Raw genomic sequence first — 901 nt, 5'->3', positions numbered from 1 at the left:
CCGTTCCCATGCCGAACACGGAAGTTAAGCGTCTCAGCGCCGAAAGTAGTTGGGGGATCTCCCCCTGTGAGGATAGGACGTTGCCAGGCTTTATTTTTTTAAAAAAGTTATTGACTTTACATAAAATGACCTTTAAAATAGGTGAAGTCGACATAACTTAAAAACGGTCTCGTGGTGTAGGGGTTAACATGTCTGCCTGTCACGCAGAAGATCGCGGGTTCGAATCCCGTCGAGACCGCCATTTTTAATTTAATACGTATGGCTTTGTAGCTCAGTTGGTAGAGCAAAGGACTGAAAATCCTTGTGTCGGCGGTTCGATTCCGTCCAAAGCCACCATATAACACGCCGGTGTAGCTCAGTTGGTAGAGCATCTGACTTGTAATCAGAGGGTCGAGGGTTCGAATCCTTTCGCCGGCACCATTTTTTCATGGCGGTTGTGGCGAAGTGGTTAACGCACCGGATTGTGATTCCGGCATTCGAGGGTTCAATTCCCTTCAGCCGCCCCATTAAAATTTAATGAGCCATTAGCTCAGTTGGTAGAGCATCTGACTTTTAATCAGAGGGTCGCAGGTTCGAGCCCTGCATGGCTCACCATTTTCTCATTATTTTTTATTTAATACGTAATTTCACGTGCGGGTGTGGCGGAATTGGTAGACGCGCTAGACTTAGGATCTAGTGTCTTTGACGTGGGGGTTCGAGTCCCTTCACCCGCATCTCTAAATACTTATGCGGAAGTAGTTCAGTGGTAGAATACGACCTTGCCAAGGTCGGGGTCGCGGGTTCGAATCCCGTCTTCCGCTCCATTTTAATACGCGGTCGTGGCGGAATCGGTAGACGCGCTAGGTTGAGGGCCTAGTGGTGGTTAACACCGTGGAGGTTCAAGTCCTCTCGACCGCACCAT

Annotated in this window: 8 tRNA genes and 1 rRNA gene; all 9 read left to right on the top strand. The window is 48.9% G+C overall.

Annotated elements, in window-relative coordinates:
• Window positions 1-89 (top strand): 5S ribosomal RNA (gene rrf, locus KNO66_RS14765); the annotation flags it as partial.
• Between the two features lie 76 nt (window positions 90-165).
• Window positions 166-241 (top strand) — tRNA-Asp (locus KNO66_RS14760).
• A gap of 19 nt (window positions 242-260) precedes the next feature.
• Window positions 261-336, top strand: a tRNA-Phe gene (locus KNO66_RS14755).
• A gap of 8 nt (window positions 337-344) precedes the next feature.
• Window positions 345-420 (top strand) — tRNA-Thr (locus KNO66_RS14750).
• A 10-nt stretch (window positions 421-430) separates the two neighbouring features.
• Window positions 431-506: transfer RNA gene (locus KNO66_RS14745), tRNA-His, on the top strand.
• 12 nt (window positions 507-518) lie between these two features.
• Window positions 519-594, top strand: a tRNA-Lys gene (locus KNO66_RS14740).
• A gap of 38 nt (window positions 595-632) precedes the next feature.
• Window positions 633-713, top strand: a tRNA-Leu gene (locus KNO66_RS14735).
• A gap of 15 nt (window positions 714-728) precedes the next feature.
• A tRNA-Gly gene (locus tag KNO66_RS14730) sits at window positions 729-803 on the top strand.
• Window positions 804-812: 9 nt separating this feature from the next.
• Window positions 813-900 (top strand) — tRNA-Leu (locus tag KNO66_RS14725).
• The last annotated feature ends 1 nt before the right edge of the window (window position 901 follow it).

This window comes from Exiguobacterium sp. s48 (genome assembly GCF_018617395.1).
In the GTDB taxonomy this organism is placed as follows: Bacteria; Bacillota; Bacilli; order Exiguobacteriales; family Exiguobacteriaceae; genus Exiguobacterium.
The sequence above is the reverse complement of the archived record's forward strand: the minus strand, read 5'-3'. Positions and strand labels throughout refer to the sequence as shown.